Annotated in this window: 22 protein-coding genes and 1 riboswitch; of the genes, 17 read left to right on the forward strand and 5 right to left on the reverse strand. The window is 46.9% G+C overall.

The annotated features are described in order from the left end of the window. Positions 1 to 62: 62 nt before the first annotated feature. Entirely contained in the window at positions 63 to 305 is a 243-nt protein-coding gene (locus tag ABZR88_RS20870) for an addiction module protein (protein ID WP_170113565.1), read from the forward strand. Further along, on the forward strand, positions 302 to 607 hold the full coding sequence (locus ABZR88_RS20875; protein ID WP_107827891.1) for a type II toxin-antitoxin system RelE/ParE family toxin: 306 nt from the start codon (positions 302 to 304) through the stop codon (positions 605 to 607). Before ABZR88_RS20870 ends, ABZR88_RS20875 begins: the two co-directional genes overlap by 4 nt. 39 nt (positions 608 to 646) lie before the next feature. Here the strand turns inward: ABZR88_RS20875 and ABZR88_RS20880 are convergent, their stop codons facing one another. After that, positions 647 to 1,198, reverse strand: coding sequence for a hypothetical protein (locus ABZR88_RS20880; protein WP_146166507.1), 552 nt, complete (start codon positions 1,196 to 1,198; stop codon positions 647 to 649). A gap of 134 nt (positions 1,199 to 1,332) precedes the next feature. On the opposite strand from ABZR88_RS20880, the gene hemH reads away from it, so the two are divergent. Next, positions 1,333 to 2,352 carry a ferrochelatase gene (gene hemH / locus ABZR88_RS20885; RefSeq protein ID WP_107827893.1) on the forward strand — a complete coding sequence of 340 codons (1,020 nt, stop codon included), beginning with the start codon at positions 1,333 to 1,335 and terminating at the stop codon, positions 2,350 to 2,352. A gap of 16 nt (positions 2,353 to 2,368) precedes the next feature. Continuing rightward, positions 2,369 to 2,779 carry a hypothetical protein gene (locus ABZR88_RS20890; protein ID WP_107827894.1) on the forward strand — a complete coding sequence of 137 codons (411 nt, stop codon included), beginning with the start codon at positions 2,369 to 2,371 and terminating at the stop codon, positions 2,777 to 2,779. 2 nt (positions 2,780 to 2,781) lie between these two features. Here the strand turns inward: ABZR88_RS20890 and ABZR88_RS20895 are convergent, their stop codons facing one another. Further along, positions 2,782 to 4,005: a 3-deoxy-D-manno-octulosonic acid transferase gene (locus ABZR88_RS20895; protein ID WP_107827895.1), complete on the reverse strand. Its 1,224-nt coding sequence runs from the start codon at positions 4,003 to 4,005 to the stop codon at positions 2,782 to 2,784. Between the two features lie 41 nt (positions 4,006 to 4,046). On the opposite strand from ABZR88_RS20895, the gene ABZR88_RS20900 reads away from it, so the two are divergent. The 3 genes from ABZR88_RS20900 to ABZR88_RS20910 are packed head-to-tail and all read left to right on the forward strand — an operon-like array spanning position 4,047 to position 6,836. After that, complete coding sequence (locus ABZR88_RS20900) at positions 4,047 to 5,039, forward strand: UDP-glucuronic acid decarboxylase family protein (protein WP_107827896.1); 993 nt, start codon at positions 4,047 to 4,049, stop codon at positions 5,037 to 5,039. 5 nt (positions 5,040 to 5,044) lie between these two features. After that, entirely contained in the window at positions 5,045 to 6,070 is a 1,026-nt protein-coding gene (gene galE / locus ABZR88_RS20905) for a UDP-glucose 4-epimerase GalE (RefSeq protein ID WP_107827897.1), read from the forward strand. Positions 6,071 to 6,095: 25 nt separating this feature from the next. Further along, complete coding sequence (locus ABZR88_RS20910) at positions 6,096 to 6,836, forward strand: tyrosine-protein phosphatase (RefSeq protein ID WP_107827898.1); 741 nt, start codon at positions 6,096 to 6,098, stop codon at positions 6,834 to 6,836. Between the two features lie 105 nt (positions 6,837 to 6,941). On the opposite strand, the gene ABZR88_RS20915 is transcribed toward ABZR88_RS20910, so the two are convergent. Together ABZR88_RS20915 and ABZR88_RS20920 are read right to left on the reverse strand one after the other, a co-directional pair. Further along, positions 6,942 to 8,378 carry a DNA/RNA non-specific endonuclease gene (locus ABZR88_RS20915; protein WP_107827899.1) on the reverse strand — a complete coding sequence of 479 codons (1,437 nt, stop codon included), beginning with the start codon at positions 8,376 to 8,378 and terminating at the stop codon, positions 6,942 to 6,944. A gap of 150 nt (positions 8,379 to 8,528) precedes the next feature. Next, positions 8,529 to 9,902 carry a DNA/RNA non-specific endonuclease gene (locus ABZR88_RS20920; protein ID WP_107827900.1) on the reverse strand — a complete coding sequence of 458 codons (1,374 nt, stop codon included), beginning with the start codon at positions 9,900 to 9,902 and terminating at the stop codon, positions 8,529 to 8,531. A 351-nt stretch (positions 9,903 to 10,253) separates the two neighbouring features. Between ABZR88_RS20920 and thiL the strand changes: the two genes are divergently transcribed. From thiL to ABZR88_RS20970, 10 genes are all read left to right on the forward strand, one after another. Beyond that, positions 10,254 to 11,297: a thiamine-phosphate kinase gene (gene thiL / locus ABZR88_RS20925; RefSeq protein ID WP_107828040.1), complete on the forward strand. Its 1,044-nt coding sequence runs from the start codon at positions 10,254 to 10,256 to the stop codon at positions 11,295 to 11,297. 199 nt (positions 11,298 to 11,496) lie between these two features. Next, positions 11,497 to 11,604: riboswitch (SAM riboswitch) on the forward strand. Positions 11,605 to 11,787: 183 nt separating this feature from the next. Further along, on the forward strand, positions 11,788 to 15,477 hold the full coding sequence (gene metH / locus ABZR88_RS20930; protein WP_107827901.1) for a methionine synthase: 3,690 nt from the start codon (positions 11,788 to 11,790) through the stop codon (positions 15,475 to 15,477). 196 nt (positions 15,478 to 15,673) lie between these two features. Beyond that, positions 15,674 to 16,633 (forward strand): methylenetetrahydrofolate reductase [NAD(P)H], encoded by a 960-nt coding sequence (gene metF, locus ABZR88_RS20935; protein ID WP_107827902.1) that lies wholly within the window; start codon positions 15,674 to 15,676, stop codon positions 16,631 to 16,633. Between the two features lie 312 nt (positions 16,634 to 16,945). Beyond that, positions 16,946 to 17,929: a pyruvate dehydrogenase complex E1 component subunit beta gene (locus ABZR88_RS20940; protein ID WP_107827903.1), complete on the forward strand. Its 984-nt coding sequence runs from the start codon at positions 16,946 to 16,948 to the stop codon at positions 17,927 to 17,929. 279 nt (positions 17,930 to 18,208) lie between these two features. After that, positions 18,209 to 18,616, forward strand: coding sequence for a DUF4199 domain-containing protein (locus ABZR88_RS20945; protein ID WP_107827904.1), 408 nt, complete (start codon positions 18,209 to 18,211; stop codon positions 18,614 to 18,616). A 144-nt stretch (positions 18,617 to 18,760) separates the two neighbouring features. Beyond that, positions 18,761 to 19,183, forward strand: coding sequence for a cobalamin B12-binding domain-containing protein (locus ABZR88_RS20950; protein ID WP_107827905.1), 423 nt, complete (start codon positions 18,761 to 18,763; stop codon positions 19,181 to 19,183). Positions 19,184 to 19,196: 13 nt separating this feature from the next. Then, complete coding sequence (locus ABZR88_RS20955) at positions 19,197 to 19,973, forward strand: enoyl-CoA hydratase/isomerase family protein (RefSeq protein ID WP_107827906.1); 777 nt, start codon at positions 19,197 to 19,199, stop codon at positions 19,971 to 19,973. Positions 19,974 to 20,344: 371 nt separating this feature from the next. Continuing rightward, positions 20,345 to 20,920 (forward strand): transporter, encoded by a 576-nt coding sequence (locus tag ABZR88_RS20960; protein ID WP_107827907.1) that lies wholly within the window; start codon positions 20,345 to 20,347, stop codon positions 20,918 to 20,920. Between the two features lie 356 nt (positions 20,921 to 21,276). Then, the gene (locus ABZR88_RS20965; protein WP_107827908.1) at positions 21,277 to 21,822 is read left to right on the forward strand and encodes a peroxiredoxin; all 546 of its coding nucleotides are present in this window, start codon (positions 21,277 to 21,279) and stop codon (positions 21,820 to 21,822) included. 195 nt (positions 21,823 to 22,017) lie between these two features. Then, complete coding sequence (locus ABZR88_RS20970; RefSeq protein ID WP_107827909.1) at positions 22,018 to 22,602, forward strand: carboxymuconolactone decarboxylase family protein; 585 nt, start codon at positions 22,018 to 22,020, stop codon at positions 22,600 to 22,602. Between the two features lie 787 nt (positions 22,603 to 23,389). Here ABZR88_RS20970 and ABZR88_RS20975 read toward each other — a convergent pair. After that, positions 23,390 to 24,931: a DHA2 family efflux MFS transporter permease subunit gene (locus ABZR88_RS20975; protein WP_107827910.1), complete on the reverse strand. Its 1,542-nt coding sequence runs from the start codon at positions 24,929 to 24,931 to the stop codon at positions 23,390 to 23,392. Positions 24,932 to 24,935: the final 4 nt, after the last annotated feature.

Genomic DNA, 24,935 nt, shown 5'->3' on the forward strand with positions numbered 1-24,935 from the left:
ATTTAATGCGGGGGCGGACTGATTTTGAGCGAAAGAGGATAAAATTTAGTAAATTTGATACTATGAGTATTGCCGAAATTAAACAAAAGCTGCATGAGTATATAGATACCGCTGAAGATGAGCAGTTGCTTGAGGCGGTTTATGATCTACTTGAAAATGGCGGGTCCCCGGAGCGAAATAGTTTGACTGCCGAGCAATGGGAAGAGCTTGATCGCCGTATGGAAGAGTATCAGAATGGCTCGGCTAAAATTTATGATTGGGAAGATGCTGCCAAAAAGATAGAGAGCTCGTTAAAGAAAAAATGAGTTCAATATTTAGTGTCAAAATAAACGAAAAGGCGCTTCACGAACTTGAGGCATCTGTTAAGTGGTATGAAGAAGAACTTCCCGGTTTGGGTGAGCGTTTTTTTGTCGCGGTACGCGAAAAAATCAGGCTGATTGTAAAAGGCCCGTATTTGTATAAATCTTTAAATGAAAAATATCGTCAGGCCGTCTTGGCGGATTTCCCTTTCGTAATTGTTTATTGGATAAATGAACAACAGCAGATCATTATTATTTCGGCTATCTTCCATACTAGCCGCCGTCCCAATAAGAGGATTAGAAAATAACCCAATCTTGATCTTGATGAAACTTCAATAGATTAGCAATTAGTATTGCCAACTGGTCAATCTGCCGTTCTCAAAATAATAATATTCAGTTTTACCACTGGGGCGATTATTGTAAACCCATTGTTCATGAGTGCCCCAGGCGCCCTCGGTCGTGTTTATTTCGTCAGGCTTTTCCATAAACACAAGAAACATTTTTTTTGTCATTCCAACGCTTGGGGTCGCATTATAGATGTCAACACCATAGCTGGGACCATATTTCTTTTTTAGTTCTACCAAATATTGCTTTGCTATAAAATCATTCTTAAAAAAGATTACAGCATCAGTGTGATTTAAGGCTGTATCTTTTATAATGCCAATCTTTGCTTTAAACTTGGCCCGCCAAAGATTTGTATTCATATTGTAATACATCAGTCTAACAGTATCTCCTTCTTTGAGCTCGATTGGCGTTTGCGGTGCTGGCTTTTCAGGTGTCATTGTTGCGCTGCTGATAAGGGTTGCCAATACCGTTTTAGATGGTGCAGACTTAGTTCTTTTTTGAGCGAAAGCAGAAACGATTGCTAACGAAAGTAGAATTGATAATAAGGTTCTCATGCGGTAAAAATAGAAATTTGCGGGCATATTGCGAGGAAGCATTGGCTACTTCCTTTCTCACAAAATAACAAAACCCTGATCTTCGTCATTTTTTAGGCGATGTAATTATGCTTACTTTTGCTGCCTGTTGAAAAATGGCTAAAAAAGGAGTATTACTGGTTAATTTAGGTACGCCCGACAGCGCGGCTACGCCCGATGTGCGTAAATACCTGAACGAGTTTTTGATGGATGGGCGTGTGATCGATATCAACCCGGTATCGCGCGCATTGCTGGTACGCGGGGTGATTACGCCATTCCGCGCGCCGAAATCGGCAAAGTTGTATAAAGAAATCTGGTCGGCCGAGACAGGTTCTCCCCTGCTTTACTATAGCGTCCGCCAGCAGGAATTGCTGCAAAAGCGCCTTGGAGATGAGTATATGGTAGAGCTGGCTATGCGCTACCAAACCCCATCTATTGAGGCGGCTTTAGATCGATTGAAGGCTGCGCTGGTAGAAGATATCCGTGTAATTGCCCTGTTCCCGCAGTATGCATCGGCCAGTACCGGCTCGGTGTATGAGAAGGTGATGCGTTTGGTGGGTCAGTGGCCTACTATTCCTAATATCTCGTTTATCAACTCTTTCCATGATAACCCGTTGATGATTGAGGCTTTTGCCCAAAACGCCCAGAAACATCAGCCTGAGCAATTTGACCATGTCCTGTTCAGCTTCCACGGCTTGCCGCAACGCCAGCTGGTGAAGTGTGACCATACCCACAATCACTGCCTGAAATCGGCCGATTGCTGCCAGACGTTGACTGATGTGAATAAGTTCTGTTATTCAGCGCAATCATATGACACCGCACGGTTGATTGCCCAAAAAATGGGATTGAAGAAAGAGCAGTACACGGTATGCTTTCAATCTCGCCTGGGTAGCGATCCATGGGTGCAGCCATACACCAGCGTGGTGATTGAAGACCTGGCCAAACAAGGTAAAAAGAAACTGCTGGTATTTTGTCCCGCCTTTGTGGCCGATTGCCTGGAAACCGTATATGAGGTTTCTGTGGAGTACGATGGCGAGTTTAAACAGCACGGCGGTGAGCACGTGCAGCTGGTAGAAAGCCTGAACGATAACCCCCTATTTATTGATGCCCTGGAGGGGATGGTGAAGAACAGGTAATTCACTGACTTCAATCATGGTAGTTATAGTAGTTTTCTTTTCAATTATAATTATCCTCTGGCTAGTCAATCTGTACCGTTGGTCTACCGTCAAATATCTAAATATTGAAGCCGGTGTTCTTTACGTAACCTACAGCAGATTACTGCGCAGGCGATTAAAAAAGAGTTATCCGCTGTCAGAAATCGATTTTATTTATCGCGATCGGCCTATTGCCGACAGATGGTTTGACGTTGGATTAAACTCGCGAATGGCCAGAAGAGGAAATGTGTTAACCGTTTTTTGGAAACAAACCGCTCTTTTTGATCTTGAACCCGGGAACTACGGCTGGAAAGACTATGGCATCAGGCAGGTAGCACTTGATTTGAAGCACTCTGGCGTGAAACAGGTTGTTGATAAGTATGGAGATAAAGACGTGGTGCTTGAATAAAACTAGTCTTCTCGGATAATATACCCCACAATCGCCTCGGTTGCCCCAATCTTATTTGCCACATAATTGCGGGCTTTATCTCCTGCAGCATTTCTAAAACCGGCATCGCCTAAAACCTTGGCGGCAATACTATTTAGCTCTTCCTGATTATTGATACTAAAGCCAGCCTGTAAGGCAATCAGCTCGCGTGCTTCGCGAAACTTTTGATATTTGGGTCCGAAGATAACCGGTAGGCCAAAAGCTGCGCCTTCCAGTGTATTGTGGATGCCCGCGCCAAAGCCTCCGCCAATGTAAGCGGCATCGCCATATTGGTAGAGTGATGACAGCATGCCAATGTTATCAATTACCAGCACGCGGTAATTAGAAAGCGCTTTCGATGCATTTGCGATCTGCGAGAAGCGAACGGTTGCATCAGCAGGAAGTACATTCATTAATCGGCTCACTTTGTCGTCCCCAATCTCGTGCGGTGCGAAGATGAATTTCCAATCGGGATAAGCAGTAATCAGTTGTGCCAGCAGATCTTCATCCGGCGGCCACGAGCTACCGGCTACCAGCAACTTTTGGTTGTTTTTAAACTCGGCTATCAGTGGCAGGTCTTTGGGCTGCTGGGCGTTGGCCCAAACGCGGTCAAACCGGGTATCGCCACTAACGGTTACATTGTCAATGCCAAGATTTTGCAGTAATTGCCGGCTATCATCATCCTGAACAAAGAAATGATTGACCATGCCCAACATTTTGCGGTGCAGGCCGCCATACCATTTAAAAAACACCTGGTTGGGGCGAAAGATGCTGGAGATGATATATAGGGGCACCTGCTGTTTTTGCAGCTCGTTAAAATAATAGTACCAATACTCGTATTTGGTAAAAATAGCCATGCTTGGGTTAATGGCGGCTATAAACCGGCGGGCGTTGGCACGGGTATCCAGCGGTAAATAATATACAGCATCGGCCAGCGGGGTGTTCTTTCTGATCTCATAACCAGAGGGTGAAAAGAACGAGATTACTATAGGACGGTCAGGATAAACAATTTTTAAACGTTCCAGCACGGGACGCCCCTGCTCAAACTCGCCCAATGATGCAAAATGGAACCAGATGCTGTTTTGATGGGTGTTAACAGCTTGATTTTTACGCCCATCAATCCATTGTGCGGCTTTTTTGTTAAAAAAAGATACCAGCTTGATGAGTAGATAATAAATATAGTTTGCTATGTTGTAGATCAATAACATTAAGGGCGAAATTACTATCTTCGCCGTAAAAACCTGCATAAATGGAATCTCGTAAACGGATTTTAATTACCGGTGCCGCCGGTTTCCTGGGTTCGCACCTCTGCGACAGATTTATTAAAGAAGATTATCATGTTATTGGCATGGATAACCTTATCACTGGCGATCTTCGCAATATTGAACATTTGTTTAGCTTGGAAAACTTTGAGTTTTACCATCACGATGTTTCCAATTTTGTGCATGTACCAGGCAAGCTCGATTATATCCTGCACTTTGCCTCGCCCGCCAGCCCGATTGATTACCTGAAAATTCCTATCCAAACCTTAAAGGTAGGCTCATTGGGTACACACAATCTGTTGGGTTTAGCATTGGCTAAAGGTGCCCGCATGCTCATCGCCTCAACATCTGAAGTGTATGGCGACCCGAATATCAACCCGCAGCCAGAAGAATACTGGGGTAACGTAAACCCGGTTGGCCCGCGTGGTGTTTATGATGAAGCCAAACGTTTCCAGGAAGCCATGACCATGGCCTACCATACCTATCACGGTGTTGAAACCCGCATTGTACGTATTTTCAATACTTACGGTCCGCGTATGCGACTGAATGACGGTCGCGTTTTACCAGCATTCATTGGTCAGGCGCTGCGTGGCGAGCCATTAACCATGTTTGGCGATGGTTCTCAAACCCGCTCTTTCTGTTATGTGGACGATTTGATTGAAGGTATTTACCGCCTGCTGTTCAGCGATTATCCAAGCCCGGTTAACATTGGCAACCCTGATGAAATTACCATTCGCGAGTTTGGTGAAGAAATTATTAAACTGACCGGTACCGATCAGAAATTGATTAGCCTGCCGTTACCTACTGACGACCCTAAGCAGCGTCGCCCGGATATTACCAAAGCCAAAAGCATTTTGGGCTGGGAGCCGAAAGTATCGCGCAGCGAAGGTTTGAAGATCACGTATGAATACTTTAAATCATTACCACAGGAGTTGATCGAGAAGGTGGAGCATAAAGACTTTAAACAATACACCAAATAAAACCTATGAGCAAAATTCTGGTAACCGGCGGTTTGGGCTTTATCGGCTCGCATGCCGTTGTTGAACTGGTAAATGCCGGCTATGAACCGGTAATTGTAGATGATCTTTCAAACTCGCAGCTGGCTATTTTAGACCAAATCACAAAGATTATTGGCTATAAACCGGCCTTTCATCAGCTGGATCTGAGCGTTGAAGCCGATGTAAACAGCCTGGCACTGGCCGAACCGGATATTACCGGTGTTATCCATTTCGCCGCATTTAAAGCTGTAGGCGAATCTGTTGGGCATCCGCTAAAATACTATCGAAATAACTTCTACTCGTTAATTAACCTGTTGAATGCTTATTACGCTAAACCGGTAAACCTGGTGTTCTCTTCAAGCTGTACCGTTTATGGGCAGCCAGATGTGTTGCCGGTTACTGAAGATGCGCCGGTTAAGCCAGCGCAATCGCCTTATGGTAACACCAAACAGGTGGCCGAAGAAATTTTGAAAGATATGATCTTCTCTGGCGGCAGCAGATATAAAGTAGTTTCATTACGCTATTTTAACCCGGTTGGTGCCCACCACAGTGCGCTGATTGGCGAGTTACCTATTGGTGTGCCGCAAAACCTGGTGCCGTTTATCACCCAGTCTGCCATTGGCAAACGCGGTAACATTACCGTGCACGGTGATGACTACAACACGCCAGACGGTAGCTGCATCCGCGATTATATCCATGTGGTTGACTTGGCGAAGGCTCACGTAGCTGCATTGCGTTTAATGGAGAAAGAAAGCTTTACCGGCTATGATATGTTTAATTTGGGCACCGGTACCGGCTCATCTGTGTTGGAGGTGATCCACGCTTTTGAGCGTTCTACAGGTGTTAAGCTGAACTACCAGATTGGTCCGCGCCGCCCGGGCGATGTGGAGCAGGTTTGGGGCGATGTTACCAAATCAACTCAAAAACTGGGCTGGAAAGCAGAGTTGGGCATTGACGAAATGATGTCATCAGCCTGGGAGTGGGAGAAATATATCGAAACCAATCCGTTTTAAATAGACAATACGCAGGGAGATAACAATGTTCGGGCTTTTTAAACGTAAAGAAAAGGTAAGAGAGATTAATTACAACTACAGCAAACAGGCGGTGGATATGCACTCGCATGTTTTGCCGGGGATTGATGATGGTGCGCAAACGCCCGAGGATTCTATTTTTCTGATCAAAAAGATGATGGATCTGGGCATTCAAAAAATCATCGCCACGCCCCATGTAATGGTTGATTATTACCGCAATACGCCCGAATCTATCAACAATGCGCTGGCCATATTGAAAGCAGAATTGGCCAACCAACAGATGGATATTGAAGTTGAGGCCGCCGCCGAACATTATTTTGATGAAACATTCCCAAAGCGCATAGAGACTGGCGATTTGATGTTGATGAAAGACAACTATGTGTTGTTCGAACTATCATTCATCACGCCGCCGCCTAACCTGATTGGCACTGTACAACGGATGCGCGAGAAAGGGTATAAACCCATCCTTGCCCACCCGGAGCGTTATAATTACATGTCGTTAGATGAGATTAACCAGCTATATGGCTGGGGCTGTGCCATGCAGATCAACACCATTTCATTAACCGGTTATTATGGCTCTGAAAGCAAAAAAATGGCCGAAGCAATGGTTGATCACGCGCTGGTAGATTTTATCTCCAGTGATATGCACCATCCACGCCATGCAGCTGCACTGGAGAAAGCATTACAAACTACATACGTAGAGAAACTGCTGCATGATTATCCGTTGAAGAATAAGTTGTTGTTGTAGGGTTTGTTTAGGTTGCGGCTTACGGCTCTGCTACCAACACTTACAAAACGCAGAAAGGGGCGCCATTTGGTGCCCCTTTCTGCGTTTATGAAATCTGTTAATTAATTATAAACCGGTTGCGGCTTTTACCTCAATCGCATCCTGCACGTTTTGTGGCAGGGCCGAGAGCAAGTTAAGGCCGGTTGCGGTTTCAATAGAGCGCACGGTGGTAACATATTGTTTCCAGTCAGAACCTACGGTATTGATGTTTGGCATGTCTACAGCAATAACTTTGGTGCTGGCGTCAACACGGGCCAAATCGCCGTTGCCGGTTGGAATAACCACCGCAATTTTCCAAACGTGTGCTGGTACGGTAATGGTTACGCCGTTGGTAGCGATTGAGTTGCTGACAGAACCAGTGGAGCCAGTGCCACCGGTACCATAGTTGCCCATAATAATGTAAAGCTCATTGCCATTGGCAGCAAGGTTGCGCAGGTAACCTTCCATATCTGCCCATGGGTGTTGGTTGAAGTATGGGGCCTGAGGGATCATGTTGATCATCAGGAAGGTAGCAGAGTTAGCGTTTGCCGAGCTGGTACGATCTGCAGATGGGCAGTTGTGGCCACGGTCAAAACCGGTTACAGAACCATTGTAGCTGTTGCTTTGCACTACGGTATAGCCGGTTGGCAGTTGAGAAAATGCCGCAAAGTTGTTCAAACGGTCGGTTACACCGGTGGTGTTAGTGGCGTCTAAATGCCAGCTTACCCAGTTAGGGATACCTTTGGTGCTGTTGTACGACTCGGTGTAGTAATGTGCGTCAATCAGGTAGTTGGTCGTGTTGGCTGATACTGCTACCGCGTTTGACGGGTTACCCATCAGCAAGTCGCTATTATCGCCGGTGGTTGGTGGGGCATCTGCGCCAAAAACAGCATCACGTGCGCCGGCAGGTGTTGAGGTGCTGCCACCATCGTTACCATCGTCATCGGTAACGGTTACGCCAGAGTCGCCCGTTCCTTTAAAGGTAATGTCGTCAAGGTTGATGCGTGTGGTACCTGTTTTCTGGATCTTAAACCTTACCTTTTTAGTAGTTGTGACTTTAAATGAGTCGGTTACAAAGGTTGTTGAGGTTTCAGAGATGTCGGTGCCTACCTGTTTGTAGGTGGTGCCGCCGTCATCAGACATCATTAGTTGCCAGGTAGAGGCAGCATCGGCACCATACTTGGCGTGTTTGATGCTGATCTGGGTTAAGCCATTGATGTCAAACATCATGGAAATGCTGCCGGTCCTCAAGCGGACAGCCCATGCGCCGTTTTTTACATCAGTTGCCAAATTGCCAATCACCGCATCGTTAAGATCCCATGAACCTGTTGAAAGCGTTACGGTAGCATCGGCATAGGCCGTTTTGCTGCCACTTTCAAAACCTTCGGTAATTACGTAGGCTTTTGCAGGCGGGGTGGTTTTGGTAGTGTCTACCGGATCGATGCCTTTGCTGTCTTTTTTACAGCCGGTTGCAGCCAATGCCGCAACAAAAAATGTTAAGATAACTAGTTTGTTTGTTTTCATACTTAGTGAGAGTTTGAAGGGACACAAATGTCATTAAGTTTTGTTAACTTAATGTTAAATATCTTAAAGGTAAATAAAATGATACGGCGCCCAAATAAAAAAACCGGAACAGGCGTCCGGTTTTTTTATTTATAAGTTGAGTATGAGGGTTTAAATACCGCCGTCTGCACGTGCTTCAATTACCGATTGGACGGAGGTTGACACAGCCGATAGCAGGTCATAACCGGTAGCCGACTCAATGGCATCAACGGTAGTGATGTAGTTGGTCCAGTCGCTGTTGATGGTGTTATTGTTCGGCATATTTACGGCAATAACGCGGGTGGTGGTGCTAACGCGACTCAGATCGCTGTTGCCGTTTGGTAATACCACAATTACTTTCCATGTGTTTGATGGAACGGTTACATGGCCGCCATCAACAGACGTGGCAAAGCCGTTTGAGCCGGTACCGCCAACGCCGTATGATCCGCAGATGACGTAAAGCTCGTTACCGGCATTAACCAGCGTGCGTTCGTAATTTTCAAGGTTACCCCAGGTTTGCTCATTATTGTTTGGTGCCTGTGGCATCATGTTGGTCATCAGGAAGGTAGCCTGATTGGCCGCAACGGTAGATGTACGATCTGCCGATGGGCAGTTATGTCCGCGGTCAAAGCCTGAGCCGGAGTAGCCGCTTGCTGCAACTGAAAACCAGCCTGAAGGCAGGGTTGGATCCGGACGGAAATCATCCTGACGGGCAGTGCTGCCCAATGAGGTGTTGCCCAGATACCAGCTCACCCAGTTGGGTTTACCCTGATCGCGGTTGTATGATTCAACGTAGTAAGTTTGGTCCATCAGGTAATTATCAGGCGAGGTTACGGCGCTGGTAGTGGCGCCGCTTGGGTTGCCCATCAGCAGGTTGCTGTTATCGCCGGTGCTGCCGCCGGTACCGCCACCGCCTCCGGTGCCACTGTCGGCGCTGTTAATTACAAAGTCGTCAATGTTAATGCGGTTGGCGCCGCCGGTAATTTTGCGCAACTGGAAGCGTAGCGTGCCGGTCAGGTTTACGGTAAAACTAGCTGTAGCCAATGTGGTGCTGCTGCTGGTGATGGTTGAACCGGTCTGTGTGTAAGAACCGCCGTTGCTTGATGCCCACAACTGCCAGGTGGAGCTGCCGTCTGTACCGTAGACCGCGTGTTTAATGGTAACGGTAGAAGCGCCGCTGGTTACATCAAAGCCCATGGTAAGGGTGCCGGTGTTGCGGATGCGCACGGATTGACTGCCGTCCTTTCGGTCGGACGTACTGTTGCCAATCAGAGCATCGTCCATGTTCCAGGTACCGGTTGCCAGGGTAACGTTGGCCGCAGCATAAGCGCCTTTGGTGCCGGTTTCAAATGTTTCGTTTACCGTTTGAGTAATGGTTGCCGTTTGCAATTTGGCAGCAACAGGAGCTACAGCGGCCAGCGGCTCCTGTGTGGGTAGCGATTGTTTAGTACACGATGCCAGAACGGCTGGTACCACTACAAGGGCAAAGAGTTGTTTTAATTTCATAGGTGATTTTTTTAATTAGCAAATTGATAATAATGCTGTTAAGTTAATATCGATCCACTATTACGAAATTGAGATGTGGAAAGATACGCTGTTTAAGGCCTAGTTACTCACGGATGTGGAGAAGTTTGGGAGTCTGGAAAAGGGGAGAAAAAACTTGCGATGTTTTTAAAACTTTGTAAGTCTTTAACCTGCGCCTCGCAGTCGCTCGGGTCTTCGCCAGTGGACGACTATCTCGCGGCCTCTGGCCGCCGTCAGGAAATAAAGAGATAAAGTAAAAGCGCTCCTGTTTCCAGCATCTCCCCTCTTGTTTCTCTTCTCATCCAACTAATCACTACCTTTGCGCCAATGGACATGTTTGATAATAAAGAAACTACCGGCCTTGAAAACCTGGGCGAGTTTGGTTTGATAGGGCATCTTACTAAAAATATAAAGCTGAAACACCCCGGCTCATTAAAAGGTGTGGGCGATGATGCTGCCGTGCTTGATTTTGCCGGCAAAAAAGTGCTGCTCTCTACAGATATGCTGCTGGAAGGCATTCATTTTGACTTGTCATACACCCCGCTCAAACATCTGGGTTACAAAGCTATCCAGGTAAACCTGAGCGATATTTGCGCCATGAACGGCACGCCTACACAGGTAACCGTGTCTATCGGCGTATCCAGCAAGTTTCCGTTGGAAGCTATTGAAGAACTTTACGACGGCATTTACATTGCCTGCGAAAAATATAATGTAGACCTGGTTGGCGGCGACACCACCTCATCGCGCCAGGGACTGGTGATCAGCGTGAGCGTTTTGGGTTATGCCGATGAACAGGATATTGCCTACCGCAACACCGCCCAGGAGGGTGATCTGCTTTGCGTATCGGGCGATTTAGGCGGCGCTTACGTTGGCCTGCAATTGCTGGAGCGCGAGAAAATGATCTACCTGGAAAATCCAAAGATTCAGCCGGACCTGGAGGGTAAAGATTACATCATCGAGCGTCAGCTGAAACCAGAATCACGTAAGGATATTGTAGAACTGCTGCGTGCCATCGGCGTAAAACCAACGTCAATGATTGATGTGAGCGATGGCCTTGCCTCGGAAATACTGCACATTTGCAACCAAAGCAACAAAGGTTGTAACCTGTACGAAGAGAAAATTCCGATTGACCCGATGACCTACGACACGGCCCGTGAGTTTAACCTCGACCCAACCATCTGCGCCCTGAGCGGTGGTGAGGATTACGAGCTGCTGTTCACCGTCAAACAATCAGATTACGATAAGCTGAAAAATCAACCCGATATCAGCATCATTGGTCATATCACCGAGGCGTCTGCCGGGCGCAACCTGGTGAGTCGTACGGGTAACGTACACGAGCTGAAAGCCCAGGGGTGGAACGCGTTTAAGGGGGAATAAGCTTTCAGTTTCCCGTTTGAGCCACCGCGTCATTGCGAGGAACGAAGCAATCTCTGCATAGGATTGTCCGGCAAGTATGCTGAACGTGCAAGTACAGAGATTGCTTCGTTCCTCGCAATGACGTGATTAGGCAGGCCTTCTTTACACTGCGCTCACACTTTCCATTTGCAATTTACGCCCCTATTGTGCAACTTTGCACCGCTTATAGAGAAAGACGGAGGGATTAGACCCTGCGAAGTCTTAGCAACCTGTACTTACAAGGTGCTACATTCTACTTGAACCCCTTAAGGTTCTGGAAAGATAAGCGAAAGTCAAAATACTACCCGACTTTTCGATATAAGCTGCTTTTTTATAGATATGAGATGTGAGATTTGAGACTACTCCGTTGTCTTGGGTTTTAATTGATCAATCTATATCGAATACGTGATGAGTGAGGAAGATAAAGACGCACGGTCTTACATCTCAAATCTCATATCTCACATCTAAGAGAATGGATATCAGACAAGAACTAAAGAAACGCATCCTGATCATTGACGGGGCCATGGGCACCATGATACAGCGCTATGACCTAACGGAAGAAGACTTTCGTGGCGAACGCTTTCGTGAGCACACCAGTGATTTGAAAGGTAATAATGACCTGCTCAACCTCACGCGCCCGGATGTGATTAAAGCTATACATAAAGAATACCTGGACGCCGGTGCCGATATCATCGAAACCAACACATTCAGTACCCAGCGCATTAGCCTGGCCGATTATCACATGGAAGAGCTCTCCTATGAGATGAGCTACGAAGGTGCACGCCTGGCCCGCGAGGTGGTGGATGAGTACAATAAACTCACACCAGAAAAACCACGCTTTGTGGCCGGTGCCGTTGGGCCGACTAACCGTACGGCTTCGCTATCGCCAGATGTGAATGATCCGGGCTACCGTGCCGTAACCTTTGATGATCTGGCCGAGGCTTACTACGAGCAGATCCGCGGATTGGTAGATGGCGGTTCTGACCTGTTGTTGATTGAAACTATTTTTGATACGCTGAACGCAAAAGCGGCCTTATATGCTGCCCAGCGTTATGAGCATGAGCTGAAAGAGAAAAACCCGGGCCATCATGGTTTGCCGCTGATGATCTCTGGTACCATTACCGATGCATCGGGCCGTACCCTTTCGGGCCAAACGGTAGAGGCATTCTGGAACTCGGTGCGCCATGCCAACCTGCTATCGGTAGGTTTGAACTGTGCGCTGGGTGCTAAAGAGATGCGCCCGCACCTGGAAGAACTTTCTAATAAAGCCGATGTGTTCATCTCGGCCTACCCTAACGCTGGCCTGCCAAATGAGTTTGGTGCGTATGACGAGCAACCACACGAAACCGCGCACCAGGTGGATGATTTTATGGAGCACGGCATGGTAAACATTGTTGGGGGTTGCTGTGGTACCACGCCAGACCACATCCGTTGCATTGCCGACAGAGCCGCACAACATCAGCCCCGCAAATTAGCCGAGGTTGATCCGTTTATGCGTTTGAGTGGTCTGGAATCAGTAACTCTTACTCCAGAGACCAACTTTGTAAACGTGGGTGAGCGTACCAATATCACCGGTTCGCCAAAATTCTCTAAGCTGATTTTGGCAGAAGACTTTGAAGGCGCCCTGGTGGTTGCCCGTCAGCAGGTAGAAGGCGGTGCCCAGGTAATTGACGTAAATATGGACGAGGGCATGATCGACTCGGAAGCGAGCATGGTCAAGTTCCTGAACCTGATTGCTTCTGAACCTGATATTGCCAAATTGCCTATCATGGTCGACTCTTCAAAGTGGTCGGTTATTGAGGCCGGTTTGAAATGTTTACAAGGCAAAGGCATTGTGAACTCCATATCGCTGAAAGAAGGTGAAGAGAAATTTAAAGAATATGCCCGTAAGATTTTAAGCTATGGTGCTGCCACGGTAGTAATGGCGTTTGACGAAAATGGCCAGGCCGATAATTACCAGCGCCGTATAGAGATCTGTAAACGCAGCTATGATATATTGGTAGACGAAGTGGGTTTCCCTCCGCAGGATATCATCTTCGATCCAAACATTCTGACCGTAGCTACCGGTCTGGAAGAACACAATAACTACGCGGTTGATTTTATTGAAGCCACCCGCTGGATTAAGCAAAACCTGCCGCACGCCAAAGTGAGCGGTGGTGTGAGTAACATTTCGTTTTCGTTCCGCGGTAATAACGTGGTGCGCGAGGCCATGCACTCGGCTTTCTTGTATCACGCCATTCGTGCCGGTATGGATATGGGTATTGTTAACGCCGGTATGCTGGAAGTTTACGAAGAGATACCGAAAGAGCTGCTGGTGATGGTAGAAGACGTGTTGCTGAATCGCCGCCCTGATGCTACCGAGCGTTTGGTAGAATTTGCCGAGACCGTAAAAAGTAAAGGCAAAGAGGTAGTGAAAGACGAAGAGTGGCGCAAAGGCCCTGTTCAGGCACGCTTGTCGCATGCGCTGGTAAAAGGCATTATTGAGTACCTGGATGCCGACGTGGAAGAAGCTCGTCAGCAATATGCCCGTCCGCTGGAAGTAATTGAAGGTCCGTTAATGGATGGTATGAACATCGTGGGCGACCTGTTTGGCGCCGGTAAGATGTTTTTGCCGCAGGTAGTAAAATCTGCCCGTGTAATGAAAAAGGCCGTGGCCTACCTGCTGCCATTTATTGAGGCCGAGAAAGCACTGGGCGGTGGCGGACAAAGTTCATCAGCCGGCAAAATTCTGTTGGCTACCGTTAAGGGCGATGTGCACGATATTGGTAAAAATATTGTAGGCGTGGTACTGGCCTGCAACAACTTTGAAGTGATTGACCTGGGCGTAATGGTGCCCGCACAAAGAATATTGGATGAGGCCCGCAAGCAGAATGTAGACATTATTGGCTTGAGCGGTCTGATTACCCCATCGTTGGATGAAATGGTGCACTTTGCCAAAGAGATGGAGCGCGAAGGTTTTACCATGCCGCTGATTGTAGGCGGTGCGACAACCTCACGTATCCATGCCGCGGTAAAAATTGCCCCGAATTACTCGGGCGCAGCTATCCACGTGCTGGATGCATCGCGTAGCGTGACCGTGTGCAGCAGTTTGATGAACAAAGATGGCAAGGCTGATTACATAGCCGGTATAAAAGCCGAATACGAGAAAGCCCGCGAAGCGCACCTGAACAAACGGTCAGACAAACGCTTTGTACCGATTGAGGAAGCCCGCGAAAAGAAATTTGTGATCAGTCTGGATGGTGATGTTGCGCCAAAGCCTGCCGTGAGCGGTGTTAAAGTGATTGAAAGCTATCCGCTGGAAGAGCTGGTGCCGTACATCGACTGGACGCCTTTCTTCCATACCTGGGAGTTGCGCGGCAGTTATCCAAAGATTTTTGACGATAAATACGTAGGTACCGAAGCCAAAAAATTGTATGACGATGCACAGGTATTGTTGCAACGCATCATTGACGATAAATTGCTGAAAGCCAACGGCGTCATCGGTTTCTGGCCGGCTAATAGCGTAGGCGATGACATAGAGCTTTATACAGACGAAACGCGCACGAAGGTGCTCACCAAAATTCACACGCTGCGCCAACAGGCAGAGAAAGTGAAAGACGAGCCTTATTATGCGTTGTCAGATTTCATCGCGCCAAAAGAAAGCGGCGTGCCTGATTACTGGGGCGGCTTTGCCGTAACCGCAGGTTTGGGTTGTGATGAGCTGGTAGCCGAGTTTGAAAAAGACCACGACGATTACAACAGCATTATGGCCAAAGCCATGGCCGATCGCCTGGCCGAAGCTTTCGCAGAGAAAATGCATGAACTGGTACGTAAAGAATACTGGGGTTATGCCAGCGATGAGCACCTGAGCAATAACGAACTGATCAAGGAGCAATATCAAGGTATTCGTCCGGCGCCGGGTTATCCTGCCTGTCCGGATCATACCGAGAAAACCACGCTATTCGAACTACTGCAAGCGGAGCAAAACGCCGGTATGCAACTGACCGAAAGCCTGGCTATGTTACCGGCTGCATCGGTAAGTGGCTTCTATTTCTCGCACCCCCAATCAAGATATTTCGGGTTAGGGAAAATCAGCAAAGATCAAGTAGAGGATTACGCTATCCGTAAAGATATGCCGCTGGAAGAAGCTGAAAGATGGCTGGGGCCGAATATTAATTATTAGTCTGAACCAGGATTTAACGGATTAGTGGGATTGACAGGATTTTGATCCACTGGTCATCCCGGACTTGTTTCGGGAACCCACATACAAAGTGGGTAGAGGCAAGTCAGTTAAATAGTTCTGTAGGGTGCCGAAACAAGTTCGGCATGACTTGAGATATAACATTTAAATAAACTTCCCCTTTAGGGGGCCAGGGGGTATGAAGATAACCGAACACATAGCAAACGCCAACGGCAAAACCTTATTCTCTTTTGAGCTGATCCCGCCGTTGAAGGGGCACAGCATACAGGGTATTTATAACGCCATCGATCCCTTGATGGAGTTTAATCCGCCCTTTATTGATGTTACCTCGCTGCGGGAGGATTATATCTATAAACAGCACAATAATGGTTTGCTGGAAAAACTCACCTACCGCAAACGCCCGGGTACTATTGCTATTTGTGCCGCTATTATGAACAAGTACAAGGTAGATACCGTGCCCCACATGCTGTGCGGTGGTTTTACCAAAGATGAAACCGAGAATGCGCTGATTGATCTGCAATTCCTCGGCATTGAAAACGTGCTGGTGCTGCGTGGCGATGCTCGTCGCGGAGACGCTACCTTTGTGCCCAACAATAACGGACACTGCTTCGCTACAGATCTGCTGCAACAGGTGGTGGACATGAACAATGGCGTTTACCTGCATGAAGATTCTGACAGCCATATTATGCACACCGATTTCTGCATTGGTGTGGCCGGTTATCCAGAAAAGCATTTCGAAGCACCAAACCTCAAAACCGATTTTAAATACCTGAAGCAAAAGGTGGAGATGGGCGCCAACTTCATCGTAACGCAAATGTTCTTCGATAATCAGGCTTATTTTGATTTTGTGAAGAAATGTCGCGAGAACGATATTAACGTGTCGATTATCCCGGGACTAAAGCCCATCACCAACAGCAAACAACTGGTGTCGCTCTCTAAAACGTTCCATATTGATATCCCCGAAGAACTGAGTGACGCGATCCACGGGTGCAAGTCAGAAAAAGACGTAAAAGAGATAGGTATTGAGTGGATGATTAATCAGTGTAAAGAGCTGGTGAAATTTGGTGCACCGGTACTGCATTTTTACACTATGGGTAACCCTGAGCCAACTAAGCGCATTGCTTCGGCGGTGTTTTAGGAGATATATGCTCCTCTCCCCGATGTCATTTCGAGACTTAAATCAAAAAAATCTTGCCTCGCAAACACACTTGGGCTTAGGTGCATAAATTCTGCAATCCTCTTTTTAAAGCAAATTCAATTTTCCTTTAGGCAATCAATTGTAAAACTAAATTTTACACTAACAAGTCTTTGCTTGTAGCCTTAAATACAGTGTAATGTGCAGGTTTTTGTAAAATATTTATCAGTATGCTATATACACTTTGCGGCAATTGTTTTTAATGGGTTAATCCTTATATTTGCCGCTGCAAAAACAGTTCATTTAATATAGATAATGAGAGAAATTCAGTTCAGGGAAGCGCTTCGTGAAGCGATGACCGAAGAAATGCGCAAGGACGAAAATATTTACCTGATGGGCGAAGAGGTTGCCGAGTATAATGGTGCCTATAAAGTTAGCCAGGGTATGCTTGATGAGTTTGGCGCTAAGCGCGTTATCGACACTCCTATCTCTGAGTTAGGTTTTGCCGGTATCGGTATTGGTTCGGCCATGAATGGTCTGAAACCGATCATCGAGTTCATGACCTTCAACTTCTCGTTGGTTGCTATTGACCAGATCATTAACGGTGCCGCTAAAATGATGAGCATGAGCGGTGGCCAGTTCTCTGTGCCAATCGTTTTTCGTGGTCCAACCGGTAACGCAGGTATGCTGAGCTCTCAGCACAGCCAGTGTTTTGAAAACTGGTTTGCAAACTGTCCAGGTTTGAAAGTGGTTGTTCCATCAAACCCGTATGAGGCAAAAGGTCTGTTGAAATCATCTATCATCGATCCGGATCCGGTAATTTTCATGGAGTCTGAGCTGATGTACGGCGATAAAGGCCTGGTGCCAGAAGAAACTTATTACCTTGAACTGGGCAAAGCTCACATCGTAAAAGAAGGTACTGATGTTACGCTGGTAGGTTTTGGTAAAATTATGAAAGTGGTTTATGCTGCTGCCGAAGAACTGGCTAAAGAAGGCATTAGCGCTGAAGTAATTGACCTGCGTACTGTACGTCCTATTGACTATGATACCGTAATTGCATCAGTTAAGAAAACTAACCGTCTGGTATTAGTTGAAGAAAGCTGGCCGCTGGGTTCAATCGCTACTGAGATTGCCTTTAAAGTACAAAAAGACGCATTTGACTACCTTGACGCTCCGGTACTGCGTATTATGGGTGGCGACGTGCCACTGCCATACGCTCCTACCCTGATCCAGGAGTACCTGCCAAACCCAGAGCGCGTTATTAAAGCAGTAAAAGAAGTGTTGTACGTTACCAAGTAATTGGTCGTTACAGATTAGATATAAAGCCCGGTTGCATTGCAGCCGGGCTTTTTTTTGTCTGTGTCGCGCCAATAAAATTTAGATAAACCCATCATCATCGCACTACACCCTTTTTAATTTTCAATTTAAACTTTTTACTTCTACTCCAACTTGCGCCAATAACGCAACCAAACCGCAAAAAACACCGTATTAAAGAAAACAAAGCGCACCAATTAATACTTTATGTTATACAATCAGCATTGATTGTAAGCATAGTTCAAACCAAAACATTATAACAAGATGAAAAATGCATTAATTACCGGTATCGCCATTGGCATACTGAGCGGCTTGTGGCTGTTCGCTATGCATTGGTTGGGCTACAGTACCACAAACCCGCACGAGATAGCCCCTTATGAGTATTATTCTGTATTAATTCCTATTGTATGTCTGTTCATTGGTGTGCGCAGCTATCGTGAAAAAGAAATGGATGGCACCATCAACTTTCTGGAAGCATTAGTACAGTGTTTTAAATCGTTGCTGCTGGGCGGTGTGATAGCCGTTTTTGCCAGCATCATTTATATTAATTGGATTTACCAGGGCACAAATCTGGCCGATTTTTCTGGCCGCTTGTTTGGCGCCATGCTGGTAGGTGTGATAGAGGCACTGGCCGTAGCTTTAATGTTGATGAATAAATCAAAAGCTATATAGTCTGTTGGTCAGTTGTCATTGGTCAATTGTTATTGGTAATTTAATTAAACCAATGGCTAATGACCAATGACAGCAAGGTGAAATGACCGAGCCCCTATTGACTAATCGTTAATTATTCTTCACATTTGCTGATATCGCATCGGCATGCCAGATAAACCATTTAACAGACCCATAAGAGTTTTAGTTGCCAAAGTTGGGCTGGATGGGCACGACCGGGGAGCGCGTATTATTGCCACCACGCTGCGCGATGCAGGTATGGAGGTAATCTATACCGGCCTGCGCCAAACGCCCGAGATGGTGGTAAATACGGCCTTACAAGAGGATGTAGACGCTATTGGTATCTCTATCCTGTCTGGCGCCCATATGACGGTATTCCCCCGCATTTTAGCGCTGATCAAAGAAAAAGGGATGGATGATGTGCTGATAACGGGCGGCGGTATTATTCCCCCGGCAGACATGGCCCAACTACAGCAAATGGGCGTAGGCCAGTTGTTCCCTCCCGGTACCCACACCGCCGATATTGTAAAATACATTACCGATTGGGTGCATCAGAACCGCAACTTTTAATCTTCCCAACATTATGAGCTTCCAGAACCTGTTGATTGAAAACAAAGGGCGCATCCGGTACATCATCATCAATCGCGAGAGCAAACTAAATGCACTGAATGGCGGTACCCTGGCCGAGTTGCATTTAGCCTTAACGGCAGCTTTTGCCGATGCCGGCGTTGGTGGAGTGGTCATCACAGGAGCGGGTAAGAAGGCATTTGTTGCAGGTGCCGATATCTCCGGTTTCACGGCCTTGGATGTACAGGGCGGCACCGAGCTGTCCCGCCAGGGGCACACCTCTGTTTTTGATCTGATTGCCCACGCCTCCAAGCCTGTTATTGCAGCAGTAAACGGTTTTGCCCTGGGCGGCGGACTGGAGCTGGCGATGGCCTGCCATATCCGCATTGCGTCTGAAAATGCTAAAATGGGCCTGCCTGAAGTAACGCTGGGACTGATTCCCGGTTATGGTGGTACGCAACGCCTGCCCCAGCTGGTGGGCCGAGGGAAGGCCCTGGAAATGATTATGACTGCCGATATGCTTACCGCCGCCGAAGCCCTGCAATGCGGCCTGGTAACGCACGTAACCGATATTGACAGCTTGCTTCCAAATGCAGAAGAACTGATGGAAAAAATCCTGAGCCGATCGCCAAAAGCTATTGCGGCCGCTATTGAAGCCGTTAATGCTGCGGGAACTGCAGGCGGTTATGAAAAAGAAATTGAGCTGTTTGGCCAGTGCTTCGGCACCGGTGATATGAAAGAAGGCGTGGCCGCTTTTCTGGAAAAACGTAATGCTGAGTTTAAGGGCGAGTAAAATTATTTAAATAGATCATGTCATCCCGAACGATAGTGAGGGATCTTTTCGATTTTGCATCCAGTTATGCTAATTCGAAAAGATTTCTCCCGTTGGTCGAGATGACATTTTGTTTTATAGATTTTCCTCGCTTCCCAAAATCAAAAAAGTCGCGAATGTCGGTTCTTCCGATGAAAAGTTTGTGAAAAAAGCCTCAAATTTTGCTTCCTGACACTGTTTTGACCAATTATCCAAATCGGTCAAAAATTATTTATCTGTTAATCAATTGATTAAATATTCGTGACTTTGGGATGAAAAATCATATTTACTTTATGTATTTACTTTGCCCTGTCTTAAAGAAAAAGACACGTTAATTTAATATTTACATCACAATGAAAACTTTAAAAATTTCAGCCTTAGTACTGGCACTGGCCGGTTTAACCTTTGGCGCAAAAGCACAAACTAAATCAGAAGATCCTGCTGCAGCAACCCGTTTAAGCATCGGCGTAGAGGGTGCCCTGCCAACCGGCAACCTGAGCAACGCTTACAACTGGAGCCTGGGCGGTTCTGCACAAGTAGAATTCCCGTTAGCAAGCAAATTGGCTTTAACCGTTAACGCTGGTTATAACAACATCTTTGGCAAAACCGTTACCGTAGGCAATGTTTCTGCCGATATTCAGGACATTCACCTGCTGCCGGTAAAAGCTGGTTTAAAATACTACCCTGTAGGCAACCTGTATGTACAGGCCGAAGGTGGTGCTTCTTTCCTGCTGAATAAAGACAAAACTGCTTATAACAAATCAGCTGCCTTTGTTTACGCTCCGCAGGTAGGCTACCTGTTCCCGGTAAGCGCTAAAAGCTACATCGATGCTGGCGTACGTTATGAAGGTTCAACCAAATTTGCAAATGCTGATGGCTCTACCATCCAATTTGTAGGTTTGCGTGTTGCTTATGCCTTCAATCTGTAATAAATGAATTGATTTCTACCTGCCGAAAATCAACAATGAGAAAAAGGATGCCTATGACAGGCATCCTTTTTTGGTTGGAAGGATTTGTCCATTGTGTCATTGCGAGGAACAGCAAAGGAAGGTGGGTGGGGTGACGAAGCAATCTCGTCGCACGCTTAGACGTGCGACGAGATTGCTTCGTCGTTCCTCCTCGCAATGACAAAATGCTTTATTGGTTTATAGTATTCATCAATCCAAAGCCAAAAATATTATAGAAAACTCCTATACGGCATCAACTATATTGATTAGCAGCCCTGCGCAAAAAAGGGTACCTTTGTATCAATAAATAATAACATTACATCTAATAAAATATCATTATGTTAACTGTAGGACAGAAATTTCCATCATTTTCTAAAACAGCTGTTGTTAGCCTTGAAAAAGGTAAAGAGTTTGAAACTATCACCTCTGATTTCCTGGTGAATGAAGATAACGTTTGGACTGTAATGTTCTGGTGGCCAAAAGATTTCACTTTTGTGTGCCCAACTGAAATTGCTGAGTTCAACAAAAACTTTGGTGAGTTCCGTGACCGTGAAACCCGCCTGATTGGTGCTTCTACCGATTCTGAGTTTGTACACGCTGCATGGAGAAAAGATCATGACGATCTGCGCGATCTGAAATTCCCGATGCTGGCTGATACTTCAAAATCACTGGCTGAAGAGCTGGGTATCCTGGAGCCAAACGAGAAAGTGGCTTACCGTGCAACCTTCATCATCGACCCACAAGGTATCATCCGTTGGGTTAGCGTTAACGACCTGAGCGTAGGCCGTAACGTAAAAGAAGTACTGCGTACCCTGGACGGTCTGCAAACTGACGAGCTTTGCCCTTGCAACTGGGAAAAAGGTCAGGAAACTTTAACCGTGTAATTTAAAACACCACATAAGGCCCGGCTAAATAAATGGCCGGGCTTTTTTTTACCCCACCCAACCCTCCCCGAAGGGGAGGGCTTCTATCAGAAGTCAATCAAATTAAATAGGATAGTCCTCTCCAAAGGAGATGATTATTCGACATAATAATTAATTAAGCGGCCCTCATGAAGGCTGCGCTATTTAGGAGAGGTCATGAACGAAACTACCGAAATCATTAACGAAATACTGCAGTTGGTTGGTTTAGACGCCACCTATCGCACTGAAAGCCTTACTCTGCTGGAAAAAGGCGAATCGCGCTACGTACGCGACTTTAAGCTGAACTTTACCAGTGTACTGACATCAGAACATCTGAGCGCAAAAGAATGCGGCCTGACGGCTCTTAGCGTGGCTGTGAACAACAATAACCTGCCGCTCACTCAATATTTTACCCGCTACGCCGAAGAACAAGGTGCTACAGCCGCAGAAGTAGCTGAGTCTGTAGGCTGTGCCTCATTGCTGGCAGCTAACAACGTGTTCTACCGTTTCCGTCATTTTACGCAGAAAGAGAAATACGGCCAGATCCCGGCCCGTATCCGCATGCAACTGATGATGAAGCCTGTAACCGGCAAAGAGTTTTTTGAATTGCTGAGCCTCGCTATCTCAGCAGTAAACGGTTGTGAGATGTGTGTAAATGCTCATGAAGACTCACTGATCAAATTAGGCACAACAGAAGAGCGTATTTTTGACGCCGTACGCATTGCCTCGCTGGTAACAGCAGCCGGTAAGGTGATTTACTAAGTGGCAAGGTGGCAAGCGTTGAAACTGCTAACAAAGCCACTATGTCATTTCGACCAACGGGAGAAATCTTAGACGATTGCCATGTCTATTTGCAAGGCATGGGGGCTAAGATTTTTTCACTTCGTTCAAGAGAGAAGTTCTCCCGTTGGTCGAAATGACAAATAATAAAAGATACGCCGCCCCGCGCCAACCGCTCCTTGTTCCCTCATACAAAAAATCACCCCAATAATTTTTAGATATTAATTAAATTTTTTTATTTTAGTGGTATGATTAAATACACTTCCCGGATATACGCTTTTATCCGATAGTGTTAAGAATATATATACCGGGGGGGGAAAGATTTAATTGTTGATTTTTGGGAAAGAGCCGTTTCGCTTCCGCGGAACGGCTTTTTTTGTGGAAGCCTCTCGTCTTGAACCAGGATTTCTTGGATTAATAGGATTTTCAGGATTCAGATCATTCTATTGCAGTCGCTCGCGTCTTCGCGAGTGACGACTATCTCGCGGCCTCTGGCCGCCGTCACTCTTATTCGGTCATATAGCCAGCCTTACGAAGTTTTTAAAACTTCGTAAGGCTTCGCACTAAATCGAATGCGTATAGGTCATCCTGGACTTGTTTCGGGATCCTACCAGCCAGGTATCGCCCGGTTAATTTTGCAAATGGGGTGCCGAAACAAGTTCGGCATGACCAGAAGATAAAAAATAGAATAAACAAAAAGCCGATCCTGTTCAAGGATCGGCTTTTCTTTTCTATATCCCTCCCCTTTGGGGAGGTTAGGAGGGGTAAATTAGTGCGCGTCGGCCACTGCCTTCAGCTTTTTAAACGGCTGGAGGTATAACAGTGGGATTGAACACAGCATCACCATGCCCGATAGCCAGTAAGCGTCATCATAGGTAAGTAGCAGGGTCTGGCGTGTAATTACACCTTCTATAGCGCGGTAGGCCATAGCGGTGGCATCTGTCAACGATTTGCCTTTGGCCAGAAACGCATGGGTGTAAGCGTTCAGGCGGTCGACAAACGGCGTGTTATACGGGTTAATGTTGCTCAGCAGGTTACTGCGGTGAAAGCCCTGACGGTTATGGATCACTGTTGTTAAAATAGCGATACCGAATGAACCGCCCAACTGACGCATCATGTTGTTCAGACCAGAACCCTGACCCAGTTCGGGGCCTTTCAGATCGGCCATGGCCAATGTGGTTAACGGAACGAACAATAGTGCCATCCCCACGCCACGTACCAGCAATGGTACCAGCACGTCTTTCTCGCCGGTAGCCAGGGTAGAGTGACTCAGCATATTGGTAAACACAAAGAACAGGAACATACCGCCGGTAGCCATAAACTGCGCCGGGATGCCTTTGTTGAGCATTTTACCAATAAATGGCATCATTACAATGGTACACAAACCACCGGGAAATAGCAGTTCGCCCGTTTGCTGTGCGTTAAAGCCCAGCAGGTTCTGACAGAAGATAGGGAACACAAACACCGATCCGTATAAACCAAAGCCCAGTACAAACGAGGTGAACATTCCCACGGCAAAACTTCGGTGCCGCATAATGCTGAAGTTTACCACCGGGTGACTGGTGCTTAGCTCTCTCCAAATGAATAGGATGAAGCCCAGCACCGCGGTAATGGTTAACACCAGGATGTAGGTTTTTGCAAACCAATCTTCACTTTCGCCTTTTTCTAATACGGTTTGCAAACTGCCTACCGCAACAGCCAGCAGGATGATACCCCACCAGTCAACCGGTTTCTTGGTGTCCTTGGGCGTCTCCCGCACATAGGTTATGGTAAAAAATGCAGCCAGCGCCCCTACGGGGATGTTTACATAAAATATCCACGGCCATGAGAAGTTCTCTACAATCCAGCCGCCAATGGTTGGGCCCACGGTTGGTCCAACTACCGCACCCAGACCGAATAAGGCTGTAGCCGTACCGATCTGTTCACGAGGCCAGGTTTCCAGCAGGATGGCCTGCGCGGTAGAGATTAAGCCACCGCCTGCAAAGCCCTGCAGTACGCGGAACAGTACTAACTCGCCCATGGTATGTGCGTTACCACACAAAAAGGATACGATGGTGAAAACTACAATAGATGCGAGGAAATAATTTTTTCGCCCGAAGCGGCCCCCCAGCCAGCCCGACATGGGCAGTATGATTACGTTGGCCACTGCATAACCGGTTACAACCCAGGCCACATCCTCAAGCGTGGCGCCCAGATTGCCCTGTATATGGGGCAACGCTACGTTTACAATGGTGGTATCAATCAGCTCCAGCAGTGATGCGGTGATTACTGTGATGGTGATGATCCACTTTTTAAAGCCGGTTTCAGCCATGATT

Source organism: Mucilaginibacter yixingensis (assembly GCF_041080815.1).
Taxonomy (GTDB): domain Bacteria; phylum Bacteroidota; class Bacteroidia; order Sphingobacteriales; family Sphingobacteriaceae; genus Mucilaginibacter; species Mucilaginibacter yixingensis.